This is a genomic window from Pseudomonas sp. OTU5201, from assembly GCF_038440135.1.
In the GTDB taxonomy this organism is placed as follows: Bacteria; Pseudomonadota; Gammaproteobacteria; order Pseudomonadales; family Pseudomonadaceae; genus Metapseudomonas; species Metapseudomonas resinovorans.
In genome coordinates this window covers 1-506 of sequence record NZ_JASATC010000104.1, presented here as the reverse complement: position 1 = coordinate 506, position 506 = coordinate 1, and the positions used below count along the sequence as shown (strand labels likewise).

1 protein-coding gene is annotated in these 506 nt (G+C 60.5%); it reads right to left on the bottom strand.

Going from position 1 to position 506, the window contains the following annotated elements:
- On the bottom strand, nt 1–506 hold a 506-nt coding region (locus tag AAHM40_RS27040), incomplete at both ends, for an EF-Tu/IF-2/RF-3 family GTPase (RefSeq protein ID WP_342247446.1).

The following is a 506-nucleotide window of genomic DNA, read 5'->3' as shown; positions in this document are numbered from 1 at the left end:
TTGGACAGCACGTACACTTCGCACTCGAACTTGGTGTGCGGCTTGATGGTGCCCGGCTTGGCCAGAACCTGACCACGCTCTACGTCATCACGCTTGGTGCCACGCAGCAGGGCGCCAACGTTCTCACCAGCACGACCTTCGTCGAGCAGCTTGCGGAACATTTCCACGCCGGTGCAGGTGGTCTTGGTGGTCGGACGGATACCAACGATCTCGATTTCCTCGCCCACTTTGACGATGCCGCGCTCAACACGACCGGTTACCACGGTGCCGCGGCCGGAGATGGAGAACACGTCTTCGATCGGCATCAGGAACGGCTGGTCGATGGCACGCACCGGCTCCGGAATGTAGGAGTCCAGGGTTTCAACCAGCTTACGAACGGCGGAAACGCCGATCTCGTTGTCGTCCTTGCCTTCCAGCGCCATCAGCGCGGAACCGATCACGATCGGAGTGTCGTCGCCCGGGAAGTCGTAGGTGTTCAGCAGATCGCGAACTTCCATTTCGACCAG